Source organism: Pantoea sp. GM_Pan_4 (genome assembly GCF_026541005.1).
Taxonomy (GTDB): Bacteria; Pseudomonadota; Gammaproteobacteria; order Enterobacterales; family Enterobacteriaceae; genus Pantoea; species Pantoea dispersa.
Genome location: NZ_JALNUZ010000015.1, coordinates 31,934 through 53,349, shown reverse-complemented (window position 1 = coordinate 53,349; position 21,416 = coordinate 31,934). Strand labels below are relative to the sequence as shown.

Sequence of the window (21,416 nt, the reverse complement as noted above, 5' to 3'; positions counted from 1 at the left end):
GGAGTAACGGTCTGACTTACCAGACGTAAGTCAGCAGGTCCTTAGAGGCCGGGGCCATAAAGTCCACCGACATCATCACGCTCAGCGCAGTGATGGCGACAATGGAGAACACGAACAGTTTACGCGCCCAAACTTTGTCGTTTGAGGTTTTGTAACCTGACAGTGCCATACCCAGCCACCACACGCTGACGGCGGCAGCCACCACCAGATATTTGTAGCCAGCATAACCGCCCAGCGACAGCATCAGCGTGGCAATCATGAACGCCAGGATGTACAGCGTAATATGATTTTTCGCCACGGAGATGCCTTTCACCACCGGCAGAACCGGAATATTGGCGGCCTGATAATCTTTGAAGCGGAAGATGGCAATCGCGTAGGAGTGCGGCATCTGCCACAGGCTAAAGATAGCCAGTAAGATTAACGCGCCAGCATCAAACTGGTTGGTCACCGCACAGTAGCCAATCACTGGCGGCGCAGCGCCAGAGAGGCTGCCAATCAGCGTGCCATAGACCGAATGACGCTTCATGTAGAGGCTGTAAATGCCGACATAGACGACGAAGCCCATCACCGCCAGCCACATGGCCAGCGGGTTAGCGCCAAAATACAGCAACGCAAAGCCAGCAATACCCAATGCGGTTGCATAAACCAGGCTTACTTTCGCCGAGATCAGGCCTTTGACCAGAACACGGTTCCGCGTTCTCTCCATTTTGATGTCGATGTCGCGGTCAATCACATTGTTGAATACACAACCGGATGCGACCACCAGCGAAACGCCCACCAAAGCGACGAGAAACAGGGGGTAATCAATGCTGCCTTTTGAAGCCAGCAGGAATCCACCGATCACAGAAATTAAATTGCCGAAAATAATTCCTGGTTTTGTTACTTGCAGGTATTGCTTAATCATTACGCGTGACTCTTTAGTGGGCCATCATGTTGTAGTTGAGGTTCCACATAATCCACAGTGAGCCAATCACCACAATCAGGATAATGACTGCGGAGAAGACAATGGCCACCATGTTCCAGCCACCCTCGGATTTGCTGTCCAGATGCAGGAAGTAGACCAGGTGCACCAGCACCTGAACCACTGCACACACCAGAACCACACCCAGAATGGTGCCGTGAGAAGCACTGCCATCCATCACCATCCAGAACGGGATCGCCGTCAGGATGATCGAGAGGATGAAGCCGATCATGTAAGACTTCACGCTACCGTGAGATGCACCATGTTCGTTTACAGAATGACTCATTACATGGCCCCCATCAGATAGACAACGGTGAATACGCAGATCCACACCACATCCAGGAAGTGCCAGAACAGGCTCAGACACATGATACGGGTGCGGTTGGTGGCGCTCAGACCGCGTTTAGCGATCTGGAACATCAGCACGGCCATCCAGATCAGACCAGAGGTCACGTGCAGACCGTGCGTACCGACCAGAGTAAAGAAGCCAGACAGGAAGCCGCTGCGGTCAGGACCGAAACCTTCCTTGATCAGGTGATGGAATTCATAGATTTCCATCCCGATAAATCCGGCACCGAACAGGAAGGTCAACGCCAGCCAGCTGATGACCGAACCTTTGTTCTGGTTGTTCATCGCAATCACTGCCATACCATACGTGATGGAGCTCAGCAGCAGCAGCGCGGTTTCAACCAGCACAAACGGCAGTTCGAAGATATCTTTACCTGCCGGGCCACCGGCAGTGTTGTTAACCATGACCGCATAGGTCGCAAACAGGGTTGCGAAGATAATGCAGTCACTCATCAGGTAGATCCAGAAGCCAAAGACTTTATTGGCTCCCGCATCGTGATGCCCATGCTCCGCATGGGCGTCGTGGTGGTGTTTAACGGTTTCAGTTGACATTATTTCAGACCTGCTTTGCTGATGTCATCAAAGTGCTTCTTCTCGATCTGCTCGATTTCAGCAACCGGTACGTAGTAATCCACGTCTTCATCGAAGCTCTTCACAATCCAGGTCACGATGGTGCCAAGGAAAGTAAGACCTGCCAGCCACCAGATGTGCCAGATCAGGGCAAAACCGAAGACTGTCATGAAGGCAGCGATAACAATGGCCGCGCCGCTGTTTTTCGGCATATGAATTTCTTCATATTTTTCTGGCTGCTTGTACGCTTCGCCTTTCTCTTTCATTTCCCAGAACGCATCACGCTCGTGGATATGTGGGATCACAGCAAAGTTGTAGAACGGCGGAGGTGAAGAGGTTGCCCACTCCAGCGTACGGCCGCCCCACGGGTCACCGGTCAGATCGCGGTTCTGCTCACGGTCACGCACCGATACCCAGAACTGGATAAGCTGGCACAGAATACCGCAGGCGATCAGCGCCGCACCGCCTGCTGCAACCACCAGCAGAGAGTGGAACTGCGGATCGATGTCCTGGCTCAGACGACGGGTCATCCCCATGAAGCCCAGCGCGTACAGCGGCATAAAGGCAACAAAGAAGCCGATGATCCAGAACCAGAAAGCACGTTTGCCCCAGGTTTCGTTCAGGGTGAAGCCGAAGGCTTTCGGGAACCAGTAGGTCACGCCAGCCATACAACCGAACACTACACCACCGATGATAACGTTGTGGAAGTGTGCAATCAGGAACAGGCTGTTGTGCAGCACGAAGTCTGCGCCTGGCACCGCCAGCAGTACGCCGGTCATCCCACCAACGGAGAAGGTGACCAGGAAGCCGATGGTCCACAGCATCGCCGAGTTGAACTCGATACGACCCTGATACATGGTGAACAGCCAGTTAAAGATTTTCACCCCGGTCGGAATCGCGATGATCATCGTCATGATACCGAAGAAGGCGTTAACGTTCGCACCAGCACCCATGGTGAAGAAGTGGTGCAGCCAAACGATGAACGACAGAACGGTAATGGCGATGGTTGCCCACACCAGCGAGGTGTAACCAAACAGACGCTTTTTCGAGAAGGTGGCCGTGACTTCAGAGAAGACACCAAACACCGGCAGAACGAGGATGTACACCTCCGGGTGACCCCAGACCCAGATCAGGTTGACGTACATCATCATGTTACCGCCCATATCATTGGTAAAGAAATGGAAGTCGAGGTAACGATCAAGCGTCAACAGTGCCAGCGTCACGGTCAGAACCGGGAACGCAGCGATAATCAGGACGTTAGTACACAGTGCTGCCCAGGTGAATACCGGCATCTTGAACAGGTCCATGCCCGGTGCACGCATCTTCAGAATGGTCACGAAGAAGTTGATACCGGTCAGCGTGGTACCAATACCGGAGAGCTGGAGACTCCAGATCCAGTAATCGACCCCGACGCCAGGACTGTATTCTGCCCCCGAGAGCGGTGGATAAGCCAGCCAGCCGGTCTGTGCGAATTCGCCCACACCCAGTGACAGGTTAACCAGGATCACACCGATAGCGGTGAACCAGAAGCTCAGGTTGTTCAGGAACGGGAAGGCAACGTCACGGGCACCGATTTGCAGCGGAACCGCGATGTTCATCAGACCCACCACGAAAGGCATCGCCACGAAGAAGATCATGATCACGCCGTGAGCGGTGAAGATCTGGTCGTAGTGGTGCGGTGGCAGTATGCCTGCTTCCCCGGCGGAAGCCATCACCTGTTGGGTACGCATCATTACCGCATCGGCAAAGCCGCGCAGCAGCATGACGAAGGCCATGATGATGTACATGATACCCAGTTTTTTGTGGTCGATGGAGGTTAACCATTCAGACCACAGATACTGCCATTTACCGAAATAGGTAATAGCAGCGATCAGCGCCAGACCACCAATGATGATACCGGCGACCGTAACCATGATAATGGGTTCATGGTAGGGCACTGCATCCAGTGTTAATTTTCCGAACATCGTATTATTCCTCGGCTCCCGCAGCTGCGGCGTGATTCATGTCCATGCCTTCGTGCGACATGTCCATTTTCCCGTGGCTCATCATGAACTTATCAATAACCTGCTTGAACAGTTCCGGATTAGCAGTTGAGAAATATTCCACCGGGTGATTTTCGCTTGGCGCAGCCAGTTTTTCGAAATCATCCATAGTGGTCAGCGTGTTAGGTGCCGCTTTAACTTTGGCAACCCACTGCTGGAATTCCGCATCGTCTTTGGTGGCAATGGCTTTGAACTTCATGCCAGAGAAACCGCGACCGCTGAAGTTAGCAGAGATACCGTCGAACGTACCTGGCTCGTTGGCGATCAGGTGCAGTTTGGTCTGCATACCCGCCATGGCGTAGATCTGGCTGCCGAGCGTAGGAATAAAGAAGGAGTTCATGACGGAGTTCGAGGTGATCTTGAAGTTCACCGGAGTATTTGCCGGGAAGGCAATCTGGTTGACGGTTGCAATACCCTGTTCCGGGTAGATGAACAGCCATTTCCAGTCCAGTGCCACTACGTCGATCTCAACCGGTTTCACGTCAGAGGCCAGCGGTTTGCTCGGCTCCAGCGCGTGGGTTGATTTCCAGGTCAGCACGCCGAGGAAGAGAATGATCAGGATCGGAATGGTCCAGACCACGGCTTCCACTTTGTTAGAGTGTGACCAGTTAGGGCTATACTTCGCGTTGGTATTGGTTGCCCGATATTTCCAGGCGAACACAACAGCCATTAAGACTGCCGGAATAACGACGATCATCATCAAGCCGAAAGCTGTCAGAATCAGTGAACGTTGCTCCAGTGCAATCTGTCCCTTGGGATTTAACAACGCACTATCGCAGCCGCTGAGTAATACAGCGCCTGCAATTAATGACAAAATCCCCAAACTTTTATTGTATTTCCTGAGTCTCATTTAACGACCTCAATGACAAAGGGCTCTATTGTCGTTTAAGTGTGCGCGCATTTTACGGGAAGGTTTATGCAGTGTAAACCAGCTTAAGGATGTGTCAGAAGGCTGTTGACACCTTTTGCTAAGGGTGTCACAGATGTTGCGCAGGGTGACAAATTATTAACTGCGACAAGCAGTTGGCGGCAATATAACAAAAACCAATGACATTAACCGCAGAGAAAACAGGGAAAGCATAAACCGGAGTTTTAATACTCATTTATTTAACAATTCTGCATCATTTTAGCGATGAAATTTCTACAAATTAATTGCTCACCGGATTTAAATATTACGCGGGATTGTTAATTTAATGTTTCTATTTCGCGTTAAAAAAAATGCTATCGCTTAAAATTCGCCGGGGGCTATTTTTAAGCGATTTATCCCCGTCTGGCAAATAGCGCAGCGTTAATGTGCACGATTTGACGCTGTTTTCCTTAATGCCAGCCAGTCGAGCATCACGCCGAGCAGCACCGCCAGCAGCGCCAGCGCCATCCCTGCCTCAAACAGATGGGTTGGCAGCGTCGCGCTGTGCCAGATATTCGCTGCACGCAGTGCCAGCGTCAGCAGCCAGAGCGCCAGCAGCGTACAGCCGGCCGCGAACAGGCGTACAGTCCAGCGATAACCCTGTGTCCACAGGCTGCGCTTCATGAATTCACCGCTGTGCTGCATTGCCTGCAGCGTGCCGCGACACGCCCACAGCAGCAGCAGGCCCGGTACGGCGGCCACCACGGTAAAGGCGTAAAATACCGGCCAGCCCCACAGTTCGACCAGCCAGCCAGCCGCCGGACCGACATACACGCGTCCAACCGCTGACAGCGCTGACAGCAGCGCGAACTGCGTGGCCGAGAACGATTTGTTGCACAGCGTCATCAGCAACGCCACAAAGGCGGCGGTGCCCATGCCGCCGCACAGGTTTTCGATAAATACCGCGCTGGCCATGCTCCACAGATGCGGTGGCGTTACCGCCAGCAGCCAGTAAGCGAAATTAGATACCGCCTGCAGCACGCCGAAGATCATCAGCGCGCGGAACAGGCTCAGGCGCTGCATCAGCACGCCGCCGTACAGCGCACCAATAATAGTCGCCAGCAGGCCGAGCGTTTTATTCATCAGACCGACATCACCGGCGCTGAAGCCCACGCCGCGAATCAGGAAGGTGGTGGTGAGCGAAGCGGCGAACGCATCGCCCAGCTTGTAGAGAATGATTAAGGTGATCAGCAGCCAGGCGTTGTTGCGCTGAAAGAAATCCTTCAGCGGAAACGCGACGGCCTGACGCAGCGAGTGCGGCTCGCGCACCGGTGCCTCAGGTTCACGCGCCAGCAGCGTGGCGATCAGTCCGGGCACCATCAGCAGCGCCATCAGCCAGTAAGTGGCCTGCCAGCCGAGATAGCGATCCGCCAGCCACAACGCCAGGCCGCCGGAAATCAGCATCGCCAGCCGGTAACCGAGCACGGTAATCGCCGCGCCGCTGCCGCGCTCTTCCGGCGGCAGCACATCGGTTTTCCACGCATCAAACACAATATCCTGCGAGGCTGAGCAGAAAGCCACCAGCACCGCCAGCGCCGCCAGCAGGGTAAGGTCGCGTGACGGCTGCATAAAGCCCATCGCCACAATGCCGGCAATCAGCGCTAACTGCGTGACCAGCAGCCAGCCGCGCCGCCGGCCAAGAAAGGGCGGGGTATAGCGATCCATCATCGGCGACCACAGAAACTTAAACACGTAAGCCTGACCGACGAGGGAGAAGAAACCAATGGTTTTCAGGTCGACATTCTCTACCGTCATCCACGCCTGGAGCGTACCGGCGGTCAGCGCCAGCGGCAGACCGGAAGCGAAACCGAGCAGCAGCAGGACCGCAGCGTTACGTTGGGTAAAAATACGCAGATAGTGAGATGTCATAGCCAGCCTGAAATGAAGCCCGGTCAGCGGGGACCGGGCAGGTTACTGCGGAAAATTAACGCGCGTTTTGCTTGATGAAGTTATTGACGCTGGTGTCCTGCGCCATATCGGCAATCACGTCGCTCAGGGTCGAGTTAACCGCGTTGGTGATCTTATCGTTAGTGGCGCTGAAGGCACCCTCTACGCTGTAGGTCTGACGGTAGTTTTTCACCTGCTTGTTGCCGTTTTTCGCGGTAGCGATAATAGAGATATCCGCTTTGGTGGTGATGCTGTAACGCACGTTGCCCTGCGTAACATCGGCGTACAGGCCATTAACCACGATCTGCAGGTCTACCGCGCCGTTCGGGCCAATCATGTAGCCGCGCGAGGTCATCTGCTTCTCCAGCACTTCCTGCAGCAGGAAACGCAGGTCACGTGACGGGGTCAGGGTGATCAGCTGGCCGTCGCGGTTCACTTTGGCCAGCGCCTGATCGCTGCGCTGATCGGCACCGTTAACGCTGACGGTAACGCCCATCAGGCTCGGATCCTGCTGTGGCAGCTGGATTTTTGGCTGGATGTTCAGCGTGGTGTTATTGCTGGCGCAGCCGGCCAAAATAAAGGCAGCCAGCAGAGGGAATAACAGTTTTTTCAACATACTCATTCTCGTTAGCATATGGGTTGGTTTGCAAAACTGCGGCCATCATAGCATTGCGGCACGGCGAAAAAAGCCCCGCACCAGGGGAAATTGATTGTAAAGGATTTTTTCGGACAGCCGGACGCGGTAACCGATTGACCGGCAGCCTGAGCAGGCTAAGATGCGCAGCGCAGCAGGATTTATTTCCTGCCAGACTGCGGGAAAGGTAAAAAAACCTACTAATATTTAAACAGATGGGGCACAGCGCTCGCCGTAGAGGAGTGTTAACAATGATTCGCGAACAAATAGAAGAAAAGCTGCGTAACGCTTTTGAGCCTGCACATCTCGAAGTGCATGACGAAAGCTATCGTCATAACGTGCCTGCCGGTTCTGAAAGTCACTTCAAAGTGGTGATCGTCAGCGACCTTTTCACCGGACAGCGCTTCCTGCAGCGTCACCGCGCCATTTATGGCGAGCTGGCGACCGAGCTGGCAGGCAGCGTCCATGCGCTGGCGCTGCATACCTACACGCGCAAAGAGTGGGATGGACTGCAGGATACCGTGCTCGCCTCACCGAACTGTCGCGGTACCGGTACGCTGGCCTGAGTTTTCCTCTCCAGCTTCCTCCAAAACGGCCTGCGGGCCGTTTTTTCTTCCCTCAATGATGCACAAACGCGATCTGCGGCGCAAAAAAGCAGCAAAACCGTTAAAAAGTGGTGAGTTTGCAGCCTCGACTCATTCCGGGGATGCCGCTATAATGCGGCGTCTATTTTTCCGGAATGTCTTCGGGACGCTTCTGGTGACAGGGATTAGGTTCTGCCTGCAGAGGCCGTCCCGGTTGTTGGATACGGCGCATTAATTGTGTGGTGTCTGAAGTTGACCGAGCACGTGATTTTTTGAGGTAACAAGATGACAGTTTCAGTAGAAACCACTCAGGGTCTGGGCCGTCGCATTTCGATTACTGTTCCTAAGGACAGCATCGAAAGCGCAGTGAAGAAAGAACTGGTGGAAGTGGCTAAGAAAGTCCGTATCGACGGTTTCCGTAAAGGCAAAGTGCCGGCTACCATCATTAATCAGCGCTACGGTGCCTCTGTTCGTCAGGACGTCCTGAGCGAGCTGATGACGCGTAACTTCGTTGACGCCATCATCAAAGAGAAGATCAACCCAGCTGGCGCACCGAACTACGTGCCGGGTGAGTATAAAGAAGGTGAAGATTTCACCTACGCGGTTGAGTTCGAAGTGTATCCGGAAGTTGAGCTGAAAGGCCTGGATGCAATCGAAGTCGAAAAACCGGTGGTTGAAGTGACCGACGCTGACGTCGACACCATGCTGGAAACCCTGCAGAAGCAGCAGGCGACCTGGAAAGAGACCGATGCAGCGGCATCAGCAGAAGATCGCGCGACCATCGATTTCACCGGCTCTGTAGACGGCGAAGAGTTCGAAGGCGGCAAAGCGTCTGACTTCGTGCTGGCAATGGGTCAGGGTCGTATGATCCCAGGCTTCGAAGAAGGCATCACTGGCAAGAAAGCCGGCGACACCTTCACCATCGACGTGAAATTCCCGGATGACTACCACGCGGAAAACCTGAAAGGCAAAGATGCGAAGTTCGACATCGTGCTGAAGAAAGTGGAAACCCGCGAACTGCCGGAGCTGACCGCTGAATTCATCAAGCGTTTCGGCGTGGAAGATGGCTCCATCGAAGGTCTGCGCGCTGAAGTGCGTAAGAACATGGAGCGCGAACTGAAAGGCGCTATCCGTAACCGCGTGAAGACGCAGGCGATTGACGGTCTGGTTAACGCGAACGAAATCGACGTGCCAGTGGCACTGATCGACAGCGAAATCGACGTTCTGCGTCGTCAGGCTGCACAGCGTTTCGGCGGCAACGAGAAGCAGGCGCTGGAACTGCCACGTGAACTGTTCGAAGAGCAGGCAAAACGTCGCGTTGTGGTCGGTCTGCTGCTGGGCGAAGTAATTCGCATCAACGAGCTGAAAGCCGATGAAGATCGCGTTAAAGCGCTGATCGAAGAGATGGCTTCTGCGTACGAAGATCCGCAGGAAGTGATCGAGTTCTACAGCAAAAACAGCGAGCTGATGAACAACATGCGCAACGTTGCGCTGGAAGAGCAGGCGGTTGAAGCGGTACTGGCGAAAGCCAAAGTGACTGACAAAGCCACTAACTTCCAGGAGCTGATGAACCAGACCTCTGCGGCCTGATTCGTGAGTTAACCCTGAGTGCTAAAGCCCGCGACCGCTGTGTCGCGGGCTTTTTCGTTTCTGGCGGAAACCAACCACATTTGTGCGCTATTTGACTAATTAATCGGCAAATTCTTCGCTAAGCTGTTTTTCCGTGTTAGCGAATGGGGAAAAGGTTGTTATGCTTGAAACAACTGGGCTGCATCCCCAGATACAGGGAGAATGCGTGAAAACAGTAAGACTGGCTGATTAACCGTCCTGTTATGTCGGAACGAGACCGCTGCGCATAGTTTTCGCCGCGCGCCTCGCGTAAAATCGGTACAGAATGTTGCCAATGAAATTTATCAGGAGACGGTAATGTCATACAGTGGCGATCGTGAATTTACTGCACCAACCAATGCGCTGGTGCCAATGGTGGTCGAACAAACCTCGCGCGGCGAGCGTTCTTACGACATCTACTCCCGCCTGCTTAAAGAGCGCGTGATCTTCCTGACCGGTCAGGTTGAGGATCACATGGCGAACCTGATTGTGGCGCAGATGCTGTTTCTGGAAGCTGAGAATCCTGAAAAAGACATTTACCTCTACATTAACTCGCCAGGTGGTGTAATTACCGCCGGTATGTCGATTTATGACACAATGAAGTTCATCAAGCCGGACGTGAGCACCATCTGTATGGGCCAGGCCTGTTCGATGGGCGCATTCCTGCTGACGGCGGGGACCAAAGGCAAGCGCTTCTGTCTGCCAAACTCACGCGTGATGATTCACCAGCCGCTGGGCGGCTATCAGGGCCAGGCGACGGACATTGAGATCCACGCGCGTGAAATCCTGAAAGTGAAGCAGCGTATGAATGAGCTGATGGCGGAACATACCGGTAAATCGCTGGAGCAGATTGAACGCGACACCGAGCGCGATCGTTTCCTCTCTGCCAGCGAAGCGGTAGAGTATGGCCTGGTCGACTCCATCCTGACGCATCGCCAATAAGACACATCTGTCTGCCCCTTACGCTATAGTTAACGGGTGCAGACAGGTGAGTTGCATGCATATCGGCCGTTGCTGTGCGGCCATTGCCGTACACCAATTAGGTCTGAGAACGAAAAGAGGTTAGCTGATGACAGATAAGCGCAAAGACGGTTCAGGTAAGTTGCTGTACTGCTCTTTCTGCGGCAAAAGCCAGCATGAAGTCCGTAAGCTGATTGCCGGGCCGTCAGTGTATATTTGCGACGAGTGTGTCGATCTGTGTAACGACATCATTCGCGAAGAGATTAAAGAAGTGGCCCCGCACCGCGAGCGCAGCGCGCTCCCGACGCCGCATGAGATCCGCCATCACCTTGACGATTATGTTATCGGTCAGGAGAAGGCGAAAAAAGTGCTGGCGGTGGCGGTGTACAACCACTACAAACGTCTGCGTAATGGCGACACCAGCAACGGGATTGAACTGGGCAAAAGTAACATTCTGCTGATCGGTCCAACCGGTAGCGGTAAGACCCTGCTGGCGGAAACGCTGGCGCGCCTGCTGGATGTGCCTTTCACTATGGCGGATGCCACCACGCTGACCGAAGCCGGTTATGTGGGTGAGGATGTGGAAAACATCATCCAGAAACTGCTGCAGAAGTGCGACTACGACGTACAGAAAGCGCAGCGCGGCATCGTGTACATCGATGAAATCGATAAGATTTCCCGTAAATCAGACAACCCGTCTATCACCCGTGATGTGTCAGGTGAAGGCGTGCAGCAGGCACTGCTGAAACTGATTGAAGGCACGGTGGCTGCCGTGCCGCCGCAGGGTGGACGTAAGCATCCGCAGCAGGAGTTTCTGCAGGTCGACACCTCGAAAATCCTGTTTATCTGTGGCGGTGCGTTTGCCGGCCTCGATAAAGTGATTTCACAGCGTGTTGAAACCGGCTCCGGTATTGGCTTTGGCGCGACCGTTAAAGGTAAATCGCAGAAAGCCAGCGAAGGCGAGTTGCTGTCGCAGGTTGAGCCGGAAGATCTGATCAAATTTGGTCTGATTCCGGAGTTCATTGGTCGTCTGCCAGTGGTGGCGACGCTCAACGAGTTGAGCGAAGAAGCACTGATCCAGATCCTGCGTGAACCGAAAAACGCCCTGACCAAGCAGTATCAGGCGCTGTTTAACCTGGAAGGCGTGGAGCTGGAGTTCCGTGACGAAGCGCTGACGGCGATTGCGAAAAAAGCCAACTCGCGTAAAACCGGGGCACGTGGTCTGCGTTCTATCGTAGAAGCGGCGCTGCTCGAAACCATGTACGACCTGCCATCAATGGAAGGCGTAGAGAAAGTGGTGATCGATGAGTCAGTAATCGAGGGGCAATCTGACCCGATGCTGATTTACGGTAAGCATGAAGCCCAGGCTTCTGGCGAATAAATAATCAATTACACCGCGTTGTTATCTTAAAAAAGGGGAAAATGTTTCCCCTTTTATTTTTCTCACCTCTGTGACATTGAATGTCGTGCAAGCATCCCCATATACTCATAATCCTGTGGGTCTAACTGCATACAGCCTGTATCACGCGGTTCCCATCACCTGGCGGACATTAAACTAAGAGAGAGCTCTATGAATCCTGAGCGTTCTGAACGCATTGAAATCCCCGTGTTGCCGTTGCGCGACGTGGTGGTTTATCCGCACATGGTAATTCCGTTGTTTGTTGGTCGGGAAAAATCGATTCGTTGCCTCGAAGCGGCGATGGATCATGACAAGAAGATCATGCTGGTTGCCCAGAAAGAGGCTTCAACGGATGAACCTGGTATTAACGATCTCTTCGCGGTAGGGACCGTTGCTTCCGTACTGCAGATGCTGAAACTGCCAGACGGCACCGTTAAGGTGCTGGTGGAAGGTCTTCAGCGCGCACACATCACCACTTTAGCGGACAATGGCGACCACTTTGTTGCCCAGGCCGAATACCTGATCTCGCCGGAAATTGAAGAGCGCGAGCAGGAAGTGCTGGTGCGTACCGCCATCAATCAGTTTGAAGGCTATATCAAGCTGAACAAAAAAATCCCGCCGGAGGTGCTGACTTCACTCAACAGCATCGACGACGCGGCGCGTCTCGCCGACACCGTCGCGGCGCATATGCCGCTTAAGCTGGCTGATAAACAGTCAGTGCTGGAGATGTCCGACATCAATGAGCGTCTGGAATATCTCATGGCGATGATGGAATCGGAAATCGATCTGCTGCAGGTTGAGAAGCGTATTCGCAACCGCGTTAAAAAGCAGATGGAGAAAAGCCAGCGCGAGTACTATCTGAATGAGCAAATGAAAGCGATTCAGAAAGAGCTGGGCGAGATGGATGATGCGCCGGATGAATACGAAGCGCTGAAACGCAAAATCGACGCGGCGAAAATGCCGGCTGAGGCGCGCGAGAAGGCCGAAGCTGAACTGCAGAAGCTGAAGATGATGTCACCGATGTCAGCGGAAGCCACCGTGGTGCGCGGCTACATCGACTGGATGGTGCAGGTACCGTGGAACGCGCGCAGCAAGGTGAAAAAAGACCTGCGGAAAGCGCAGGAGACGCTGGATACCGACCATTACGGTCTGGAGCGCGTGAAAGACCGCATCCTTGAGTATCTTGCGGTGCAGAGTCGCGTCAGCAAAATTAAAGGGCCGATTCTGTGTCTGGTTGGACCGCCGGGCGTGGGTAAAACCTCGCTGGGACAGTCAATCGCTAAAGCCACCGGCCGTAAATATGTGCGTATGGCGCTGGGCGGCGTGCGTGACGAAGCGGAAATCCGCGGCCACCGTCGTACCTATATCGGGTCGATGCCGGGCAAACTGATCCAGAAAATGGCCAAAGTCGGCGTGAAAAACCCGCTGTTCCTGCTGGATGAGATCGACAAAATGTCATCCGACATGCGCGGCGATCCGGCTTCAGCGCTGCTGGAGGTACTGGATCCAGAGCAGAACATTGCGTTCAACGATCACTATCTGGAAGTGGATTACGATCTGTCAGATGTGATGTTTGTGGCTACCTCTAACTCCATGAACATTCCGGCTCCGCTGCTGGATCGTATGGAAGTGATTCGTCTCTCCGGTTACACCGAAGATGAGAAGCTCAACATCGCTAAACAGCACCTGCTGCCGAAGCAGATCGAGCGTAATGCGCTGAAAGAGAAAGAGATCAGCGTTGACGATAGCGCCATTATCGGCATTATCCGCTATTACACCCGTGAAGCGGGCGTTCGTAGCCTGGAGCGCGAACTCTCCAAGCTGTGCCGTAAAGCGGTGAAAGCGCTGCTGATGGACAAAGCGAAAAAGAGCATCAAAATCAACGGCGAAAACCTCAAGGATTTCCTGGGTGTGCAGCGCTTTGATTACGGCCGCGCTGACAGCGAAAACCGTGTTGGTCAGGTCACCGGCCTGGCGTGGACCGAAGTGGGCGGCGATCTGCTCACCATCGAAACCGCCTGCGTGCCGGGCAAAGGCAAGCTGACCTACACCGGTTCACTCGGTGAGGTGATGCAGGAGTCCATCCAGGCGGCGCTGACGGTAGTACGCGCCCGTGCGGAGAAACTCGGCATCAACGGCGACTTCTACGAGAAGCGTGACATCCACGTACACGTACCGGAAGGGGCGACGCCGAAAGATGGCCCAAGCGCCGGTATCGCGATGTGTACCGCGCTGGTCTCCTGTCTGACCGGTAACCCGGTGCGTTCGGACGTGGCGATGACCGGCGAGATCACACTGCGCGGTCAGGTACTGCCGATTGGTGGCCTGAAAGAGAAACTGCTGGCGGCGCATCGCGGCGGCATCAAAACCGTGCTGATCCCGGACGAAAACAAGCGCGATCTGGAAGAGATTCCACAGAACGTGATTGCCGATCTGTCGATCCATCCGGTGAAGCGTATTGAAGAAGTGCTGAGCCTGGCGCTGGAAAATGCCCCGTACGGGATGCAGGTTGCCACGGCAAAATAGTGATTAGCGACAAAAAGCGCTAAAAAGCGAAGCTGGCAGGCCAAATCGGGCTTGCCAGCTTTTTTTTGTGCCGCTAATTTAGGGGGCTGCTGGATCAACGATTAAGATGAATACCGTTGTTTCAGCTCCACAGGCTTGATATAACTGGCTGCGCGTTCGCACCGGGCGGGAAGCGCGGGTGCGAGTGAATAATAAAAGAGGGGATGAAGAGAGTGAATAAGTCACAGTTGATCGACAAAATTGCTGCAGACGCTGACATTTCTAAAGCGGCAGCTGGACGTGTGTTAGATGCATTCATGGGCTCCGTTTCTGACGCGCTGAAAGGCGGTGACGAAGTGGCACTGGTCGGTTTCGGTACCTTCTCTGTACGCGAGCGTGCTGCCCGCACCGGCCGTAACCCACAAACCGGTAAAGAAATCACCATCCCGGCTGGTAAAGTACCGGGCTTCCGTGCAGGTAAAGCACTGAAAGACGCCGTCAATTAATGACCGCTGACCTGTCCATCGAAGCATTTTCTTCCATGGATTGAGGACGAAAAAGGCGTTCTCATGTAACATACGGGCACATCATTTTTGATGTGCCTTTTTTTATCTTGATGCGCGACTTTAGCCGCTGGCTTCAGTCTCCGCATGGTTGCCAGCTGCCAGCCTGAACCGCAGCTGCACGATGATGACATCGTGTCAGAGCTTTACATCCACACTACAGCGGAGTGTTGTCATACCATGATGGACAATTTACGCGCGGCGTCGAACCATGTCGTGCTCAAGATCATTCTGGGATTGATCATCCTGTCATTCGTACTGACCGGGGTGGGCAACTACCTGATTGGCGGTAACAGCGATTACGCTGCCAAAGTGAACGGCCATGAAATTAGCCGCGGTGAGCTGGAACAGGCGTTTAACAACGAGCGCAACCGTCAGCAGCAGATGCTGGGCGACCAGTTCTCGCAGCTGGCCAGCAACGACGGCTACATGCAGCAGATGCGCCAGCAGGCGCTGTCACAGTTGATCGATCAGGCGCTGCTCGATCAGTACATCAAAGATCTGCACATTGGCATCAGCGACGATCAGGTGAAGCAGGCTATTTTCAATCAGCAGGCTTTCCAGACCAACGGTAAGTTCGACAACGCGAAATACAACGGCCTGATCGCCAGCATGGGCTTCAGTGCCGATCAGTACGCCGAAGCGCTGCGCAAGCAGCTGGCGACGCAGCAGTTGATCAACGCCATCGCCAATACCGACTTCATGCTGAAGGGTGAAACCAGCAAGCTGGTGGATCTGGTCTCGCAGCAGCGTGAGATTCGTCAGGCGGTGATTGACGTTAATGCGCTGGCCGCGAAACAAACCGCCAGCGACGACGAAATCAATCAGTACTACCAGCAGCATCAGAGCAGCTTTATGGCACCTGAGCAGTTCCGCGTCAGTTACATCAAAATGGATGCGGCCAGCCTGCAGGAGAACGCCAGCGAAGCGGATATTCAGAGCTGGTACGATCAGCACAAAGCCGACTATTCACAGCCGCAGCGCAACCGTTACAGCATCATTCAGACCAAAACCGAAGCCGATGCCAACGCGGTGCTGGATGCGCTGAAAAAGGGCGAGGATTTCGCCACGCTGGCGAAGAGCAAATCCATCGACCCAATCTCTGCGCGTAAAGGCGGCGACATGGGCTGGCTGGAGCCGAACACCACGCCGGACGAACTGAAAAACGCCAACCTGACGCAGAAAGGTCAGCTGTCTGGCGTGATCAAGTCCTCAGTCGGTTTCCTGGTGGTGCGTCTGGACGATATCCAGCCAGAGCAGGTTAAACCGCTGGCGGAGGTGCACGATGCGGTGGCGGATAAAGTGAAGCAGGAAAAAGCCGTCGACGCCTTCTATAAGATGCAGCAGAAGGTGAGCGAAGCCGCCAGCAACGACAACGAATCCCTGGCGGGCGCCGCACAGGCATCTGGCCTGAAAGTGGTGGAAACGGGCTGGATCACCCGCGATAACGTGCCGGCCGATCTCGATTTCGATGCGGTTAAACAGGCGATCTTCAACGGTGGCCTGACCGGTCAGAACGGCGCGCCGGGCAACAACTCTGACATCATCAGCGTCGATGGCGATCGGGCGTTTGTGTTGCGCATCAGCGAGCACAAACCGGAAGCGGTTAAACCGCTGGATCAGGTCAAAGCGCAGATTGCCGACAGCCTGAAGCATGACAAAGCGACGCAGCAGGCCAAAGCGCAGGCAGACAAATTGCTGGCCGAGCTGAAAGCGGGCAAACAGGACGCGCTGCAGGCGGCTGGCCTGACGCTGAGCGCCAGCAAAACCGTCGATCGCAACGCACAGGATCCGGTGGCACAGGCCGCATTCAACCTGCCACAGCCAGCGGATAACCAGCCGTCGTGGGGTGTCAGCGAAGATATGCAGGGCAACGTGGTACTGGTCGCGCTGGATAAGGTCAGCGCGGGCAACATGCCGCAGGCGCAGATTGACGAAATGGTGAAAGGCGTGACGCAAAACAACGCGCAGATTGCCTTTGAAGCGCTGCTGGAAAACCTGCGTAAAGAGGCGAAGATTAAGTACGGCACCGCCGCACAAAACCAGTAAGCCTCACAAAAAAAGGTAAACTGCTGCAATACCGAAAGGCCGCTTCTGCGGCCTTTTCCATTTCTGATCATCGCCTTTTGAGTGCGTTTCTCGCTTGTGCCACCCTGCAGTGGCTGTCAAACACAAGGAGAAACACAGCATGGTTAAATCAACATTTCGTGCCTTTTGCATCACGCTGGCGCTGGGCGGCGCGCTCTGGACCAGCGGACTGGCGGCGGCGGAAAGCCCCAGTGAAACGCAGGCGACGCAGGTGTCCACGCCGCAGCCGGAACAGGTCAGCATCAATCAGGCCACGGCCGAGCAGCTGGCCGCTGCCATGAACGGTATTGGACTGAAAAAAGCGCAGGCGATTGTCAGCTATCGTGAGCAGTACGGGCCCTTCAGCGCCATCGAGCAGCTGAAAGAAGTACCGGGTATTGGCAGTGCGCTGGTGGAGCGGAACAGCGCGCGGCTGAAATTGTGAAGCGGCTCGCGACTCTGAAGGATTGCTAAAGCGGCCCATCAGGCTGTGCTATGCTCAACAGGTCCAACCAGTTGTCATTCACAGCCTGAACAGGAGCAATCATGCAAACCATCATCAAAGTGCGCGGCTATCATCTTGACGTCTATCAGCATGTGAACAATGCGCGCTACCTGGAATTTCTGGAAGAGGCGCGCTGGCAGTGGCTGGAAGATGCCGATGCCTTTCACTGGCTGCTGGAGCAGCAGCTGGCGTTTGTGGTGGTGAATATCAACATTAACTATCGTCGTCCGGCGGTGCTGGGCGACGTGCTGCACATTGAGAGCGAGGTCTCGCAGCTCAACGGCAAAAGCGGCATTATTTTACAGCGGGTGGTGCTGGCGGGTGATAATACGCTGGTGGCGGATGCGGCGCTGACCTTCGTCTGCATCGATTTGCGCACGCAAAAAACCGTGCCGCTGGAAGGGGAGTTACGTGAACGCCTGGCGGCATTGATGACCGCGTCTTCCTGAGCTGGCATGCCCAGAAAGCACGCCAGCCCGCAGTGCGGTCGCAATCAGCGCAGGCCGCTTTTCTGTTTCATCGCCGCCATCACGCTGGCCGCATTGGCCTGGTAATCGGCCAGGCCGCGCGCGCGCAGATGGCAGGCCGCACACTCACCACAGCCGTCGCCTTTGACGCCGTTGTAGCAGGTTAGCGTCTCCGATCGGACCAGCGGCAGCTGCTGCCAGTAGTCCGCCAGCGCCCAGGTTTCCGCTTTATTCAGCCACATCAGCGGCGTTTCAAAACGCACTTCGCGCGCCATGCCGAGAGTAACGGCGTTGTTCAGCGCTTTGACAAACTCGTCACGGCAATCCGGATAGCCGGAAAAATCGGTTTCACATACGCCGGTGATCACCGCTTCGGCTTCCACCTGATAGGCATAAATTGAGGCCAGCGTCAGAAACAGGATGTTACGCCCCGGGACAAAGGTGCTGGGCAGGCCGCTGGCCTGTGGATTGTAGGCCGGCACCGGAATGTTATCGCGCGTCAGGCTGCTGACCGCCAGTTCATTAAGCAGCGTTACGTCCAGCACTTTGTGCGCCCGCGCGCCCAGCTGGTGCGCCAGCTCTGCGGCGACGCTGATCTCTTCGCGATGGCGCTGACCATAATCAAAGGTCAGGCAGTGCACTTCATCATACTGCTGCAGCGCCTGAATCAGACAGGTGGTGGAGTCTTGTCCGCCACTGAATACGACAACGGCTCGTTTCATGTTTTCTTCCCCATAAATCAGTGCGCCTATGGTACTGGCTCCGGCGCGGGCTGAACAGCACCGCCTGCGGCGGGCGGCGGGATCCAGGCGCGGGTGAAATCGAACCAGCCCATGCTGTTAAGCTGAATACCTTCGACGCCTGGTGGAGCAAACACCTGGTAGCGATAGTTAAACAGCGGCAGCAAATGGCCGTCGCGCATCAGCTGCTGGAACAGCTGATGAATCGCGGCGCTGCGCAGTGCCGGACTGGGCTGACGGGCGATAGCGTGCAGCGGTGCCTGCAGTACCGCCGGACGCAGCGGTTGCCAGGCCGCATCATTTTCCAGCCAGTTCACCAGGGTAAACTGCGGCGCATCACCAATCAGACGGTCGCCCATGATGATGTCGGCGTCACTCAGATCGATGTCGTCGCGCCAGCTTTTGACGTCGTGAAATACGCAGGTGAGGGTACAGCCCTGTGCCGCCAGCAGCGGCACCAGCGCCTGCGCCATGACGTGCAGTTCGATGGGCAGGTGATAATGCAGCGTCAGCGTTGCGGGCAGTGCGCCATCCGGGCGGTGCGGGGCGGGCAGCGGCCAGCCGGGCAGCAGTTCTGCGGTTGGCGTAATTAAGCCTTCATCCAGCGGCAGCTGCTGAATAACGCCGCTGTGCTGAATCAGCGCGAGCAGCGTTTTGGCCTGCGCCTGGCTGAAGCGAGCCGAGAAACGCGGCGCCAGATAACAGAAACCGAGACTGATGCTGCGATCCACCGGCCGCAGCGTGTCCAGCTCGTCGGGATCGCCAATCGCGATCTGCACCGGATGGCGACAGCTGGTGCCCAGCCCGCGATCGAACAGCTGCGGCGTAATCCAGTATTCCACCACCTGAATCAGCGGACGCTGATGGTGCCAGCGCGCATGGCTCTCCAGCCGCACCAGCTCGCGGGTAAAGTGCGTCAGGCGCCACGGTCCGCTGCCGATATCGGCATGTTCCGGATGCGGCAGCAGGCAAAACTGATGCGCCAGCCGCTGCGGCAGCCAGTAATCGCTGGTGCGCAGCCGGATACGCAGCGCCAGCGGATGTGGCGCATCGATGTGTTCCACCGCCGCCAGCAGGCGGCCGCCCTGCGGCGTCTGCATGATACGTTGCAGCTGCTGGACCAGCTGTGCCGCCTGCACTGGTTCGTCGTTGTGCCAGCTGAGGAGTGGCCGCAGCCAGAAATACCATTCGCGGCCCTGTGCATCGTGCTGCCAGTGATGTGCCAGATCGCCCTCGACATCATCCGCGTTAAAGCGCGTCAGGCCGGAAAAAATCTGGCGTACCAGATGCTGCTCGGCGCGTCCGGTGAGCTGCAGCGGATCCAGCGCCTCCATCGCGCGATAATAGGGAATGCGCAGCACCGGCGCCTGATTCTGCCACTGGCCGCCCATCAGTGGGCGCAGCATTTTCACCAGCCGTTCAGGCGCGACATCCAGTACCTGCAGTGCCTGTACCGCTTCACCGGCTGCCAGCTGCTGGCTGAGCAATTGCTGACGCAGCTGTTCGGGAGAGAGCAGAAAGCGCAGTTCGCCCTGTTTACCGCGTCCCGCCGCACCGTGCCACTGCAGCCAGCCCGCCTGCTGCCACTGCCGCAGCAGGGTACGCACGTGGCGCTCGCTGCAATAGCAGTGCTGCGCCATGGCCGCAACGCTGATGCGCTGCGCTTCGCCCTGGCTAAGCTGCCACAGGCGCTGAAACTGATTAACCCGATGAAGCTGTCGCATGATTAAACCCGGAACAGTTTTTTGAAAGTATTCACTATTAGTTCCGTAATTACCAGGCGATAGTAAACCCCTCATTCAGACCGGAGAGTTGCTATGGCCCGCCTCGCGGCATTTGATATGGACGGTACACTGCTGCTGCCTACCCACCGTTTAGGTGCGGAGACGCTGCAGAGCCTCAACGCCCTACACCAGCGTGGCGTTACACTGGCGTTTGCCACGGGGCGTCACCTGCTGGATATGCAGGCAGTACGCCAGCAGATCACCTTGCCCGCCTGGCTGATCACCGGTAACGGCACGCGCATTCACGATGCCGAGGGCAGGCAGCTGTACGGCTGTGATTTAGCGCCGTCGGTGGCGGAAGAGGTATTGCACAGTCACTGGCAAACTCCCGCATCGATCCACATCTTTAATGACGAAGGCTGGTTTACCGATAAACCGCTCCCGGGATTGCTGGAAGCGCACGCGATGAGCGGGTTTCACTATCAGCTGCGTGATTTACGCCGCATGCCGGCACATGAAGTCACCAAGATCTGCTTTATCGCGCCGTATGAGATGCTGCTGGCGCTGAAGATTGAACTGCAACAGGCGCTCGGCGATCGCGCCAGCCTGTGCTTCTCCGCCAGGGAGTGTCTGGAAGTTTTACCGTTGGATTGCCACAAAGGCGCCGCGCTGGCGCGGCTGTGCCAGCATCTGTCTCTGTCGCTGGCGGATTGCATGGCATTTGGCGATGCGATGAACGACCGCGAAATGCTGGAGCGCGTCGGGCGTGGTTTTATCATGGGCAACGCCATGCATCAGCTCAAAACCTCGCTGCCCCATTTACCGATTATTGGCCATTGCGAGACACAGGCGGTGTCTCACTACTTAAATCACTGGATGAACACACCACACCTCGATTATTCCCCCGAATGCTGAGGCTTACAGTGAACCGGACAGGATGTCCGG

At 55.5% G+C, this 21,416-nt stretch carries 19 protein-coding genes; 10 read left to right on the top strand and 9 right to left on the bottom strand.

Annotated features, from left to right (window positions below):
• Window positions 1-16 precede the first annotated feature (16 nt).
• From cyoE to OXR61_RS21130, 7 genes are all read right to left on the bottom strand, one after another.
• Window positions 17-904, bottom strand: coding sequence for a heme o synthase (cyoE, locus tag OXR61_RS21160; RefSeq protein ID WP_021507178.1), 888 nt, complete (start codon window positions 902-904; stop codon window positions 17-19).
• Between the two features lie 13 nt (window positions 905-917).
• Window positions 918-1,247 carry a cytochrome o ubiquinol oxidase subunit IV gene (locus OXR61_RS21155; protein WP_022549333.1) on the bottom strand — a complete coding sequence of 110 codons (330 nt, stop codon included), beginning with the start codon at window positions 1,245-1,247 and terminating at the stop codon, window positions 918-920.
• Complete coding sequence (locus OXR61_RS21150) at window positions 1,247-1,861, bottom strand: cytochrome o ubiquinol oxidase subunit III (protein ID WP_021507179.1); 615 nt, start codon at window positions 1,859-1,861, stop codon at window positions 1,247-1,249. The genes OXR61_RS21155 and OXR61_RS21150 overlap by 1 nt, the downstream gene beginning before the upstream one ends.
• The gene (gene cyoB / locus OXR61_RS21145; protein ID WP_021507180.1) at window positions 1,861-3,843 is read right to left on the bottom strand and encodes a cytochrome o ubiquinol oxidase subunit I; all 1,983 of its coding nucleotides are present in this window, start codon (window positions 3,841-3,843) and stop codon (window positions 1,861-1,863) included. The genes OXR61_RS21150 and cyoB overlap by 1 nt, the downstream gene beginning before the upstream one ends.
• Window positions 3,844-3,847: 4 nt before the next feature.
• Window positions 3,848-4,771: a cytochrome o ubiquinol oxidase subunit II gene (gene cyoA / locus OXR61_RS21140; protein WP_031279652.1), complete on the bottom strand. Its 924-nt coding sequence runs from the start codon at window positions 4,769-4,771 to the stop codon at window positions 3,848-3,850.
• Between the two features lie 438 nt (window positions 4,772-5,209).
• A complete protein-coding gene (gene ampG / locus OXR61_RS21135) occupies window positions 5,210-6,697 on the bottom strand; it encodes a muropeptide MFS transporter AmpG (RefSeq protein WP_021507182.1) in 1,488 nt (495 codons plus the stop codon).
• Window positions 6,698-6,752: 55 nt separating this feature from the next.
• The gene (locus tag OXR61_RS21130) at window positions 6,753-7,331 is read right to left on the bottom strand and encodes a lipoprotein (RefSeq protein ID WP_021507183.1); all 579 of its coding nucleotides are present in this window, start codon (window positions 7,329-7,331) and stop codon (window positions 6,753-6,755) included.
• Window positions 7,332-7,600: 269 nt separating this feature from the next.
• Between OXR61_RS21130 and bolA the strand changes: the two genes are divergently transcribed.
• From bolA to OXR61_RS21085, 9 genes are all read left to right on the top strand, one after another.
• Window positions 7,601-7,915 (top strand): transcriptional regulator BolA, encoded by a 315-nt coding sequence (gene bolA, locus OXR61_RS21125; protein WP_021507184.1) that lies wholly within the window; start codon window positions 7,601-7,603, stop codon window positions 7,913-7,915.
• Window positions 7,916-8,218: 303 nt separating this feature from the next.
• Complete coding sequence (gene tig, locus OXR61_RS21120; RefSeq protein ID WP_021507185.1) at window positions 8,219-9,523, top strand: trigger factor; 1,305 nt, start codon at window positions 8,219-8,221, stop codon at window positions 9,521-9,523.
• A 336-nt stretch (window positions 9,524-9,859) separates the two neighbouring features.
• Window positions 9,860-10,483, top strand: coding sequence for an ATP-dependent Clp endopeptidase proteolytic subunit ClpP (clpP, locus tag OXR61_RS21115; protein WP_010616837.1), 624 nt, complete (start codon window positions 9,860-9,862; stop codon window positions 10,481-10,483).
• A 127-nt stretch (window positions 10,484-10,610) separates the two neighbouring features.
• Entirely contained in the window at window positions 10,611-11,882 is a 1,272-nt protein-coding gene (gene clpX / locus OXR61_RS21110; RefSeq protein ID WP_021507186.1) for an ATP-dependent protease ATP-binding subunit ClpX, read from the top strand.
• Window positions 11,883-12,071: 189 nt separating this feature from the next.
• Complete coding sequence (lon, locus tag OXR61_RS21105; protein WP_021507187.1) at window positions 12,072-14,426, top strand: endopeptidase La; 2,355 nt, start codon at window positions 12,072-12,074, stop codon at window positions 14,424-14,426.
• 212 nt (window positions 14,427-14,638) lie between these two features.
• Window positions 14,639-14,911 carry a nucleoid-associated protein HU-beta gene (hupB, locus tag OXR61_RS21100; protein ID WP_014606441.1) on the top strand — a complete coding sequence of 91 codons (273 nt, stop codon included), beginning with the start codon at window positions 14,639-14,641 and terminating at the stop codon, window positions 14,909-14,911.
• 237 nt (window positions 14,912-15,148) lie between these two features.
• Window positions 15,149-17,017 carry a peptidylprolyl isomerase gene (ppiD, locus tag OXR61_RS21095; RefSeq protein ID WP_031279653.1) on the top strand — a complete coding sequence of 623 codons (1,869 nt, stop codon included), beginning with the start codon at window positions 15,149-15,151 and terminating at the stop codon, window positions 17,015-17,017.
• 139 nt (window positions 17,018-17,156) lie between these two features.
• Window positions 17,157-17,480: a helix-hairpin-helix domain-containing protein gene (locus tag OXR61_RS21090; RefSeq protein ID WP_021507189.1), complete on the top strand. Its 324-nt coding sequence runs from the start codon at window positions 17,157-17,159 to the stop codon at window positions 17,478-17,480.
• A 101-nt stretch (window positions 17,481-17,581) separates the two neighbouring features.
• Window positions 17,582-17,989, top strand: a complete 408-nt coding sequence (locus OXR61_RS21085; protein ID WP_021507190.1) for a YbgC/FadM family acyl-CoA thioesterase — start codon at window positions 17,582-17,584, stop codon at window positions 17,987-17,989.
• A 44-nt stretch (window positions 17,990-18,033) separates the two neighbouring features.
• Here OXR61_RS21085 and queC read toward each other — a convergent pair whose 3' ends face one another.
• Window positions 18,034-18,729, bottom strand: coding sequence for a 7-cyano-7-deazaguanine synthase QueC (gene queC / locus OXR61_RS21080; protein WP_267412546.1), 696 nt, complete (start codon window positions 18,727-18,729; stop codon window positions 18,034-18,036).
• 26 nt (window positions 18,730-18,755) lie between these two features.
• Window positions 18,756-20,471, bottom strand: a complete 1,716-nt coding sequence (locus tag OXR61_RS21075) for an SgrR family transcriptional regulator (RefSeq protein WP_031279654.1) — start codon at window positions 20,469-20,471, stop codon at window positions 18,756-18,758.
• A gap of 93 nt (window positions 20,472-20,564) precedes the next feature.
• Here OXR61_RS21075 and cof point away from each other — a divergent pair, with 93 nt between their 5' ends.
• A complete protein-coding gene (gene cof, locus OXR61_RS21070; protein ID WP_021507194.1) occupies window positions 20,565-21,386 on the top strand; it encodes an HMP-PP phosphatase in 822 nt (273 codons plus the stop codon).
• The last annotated feature ends 30 nt before the right edge of the window (window positions 21,387-21,416 follow it).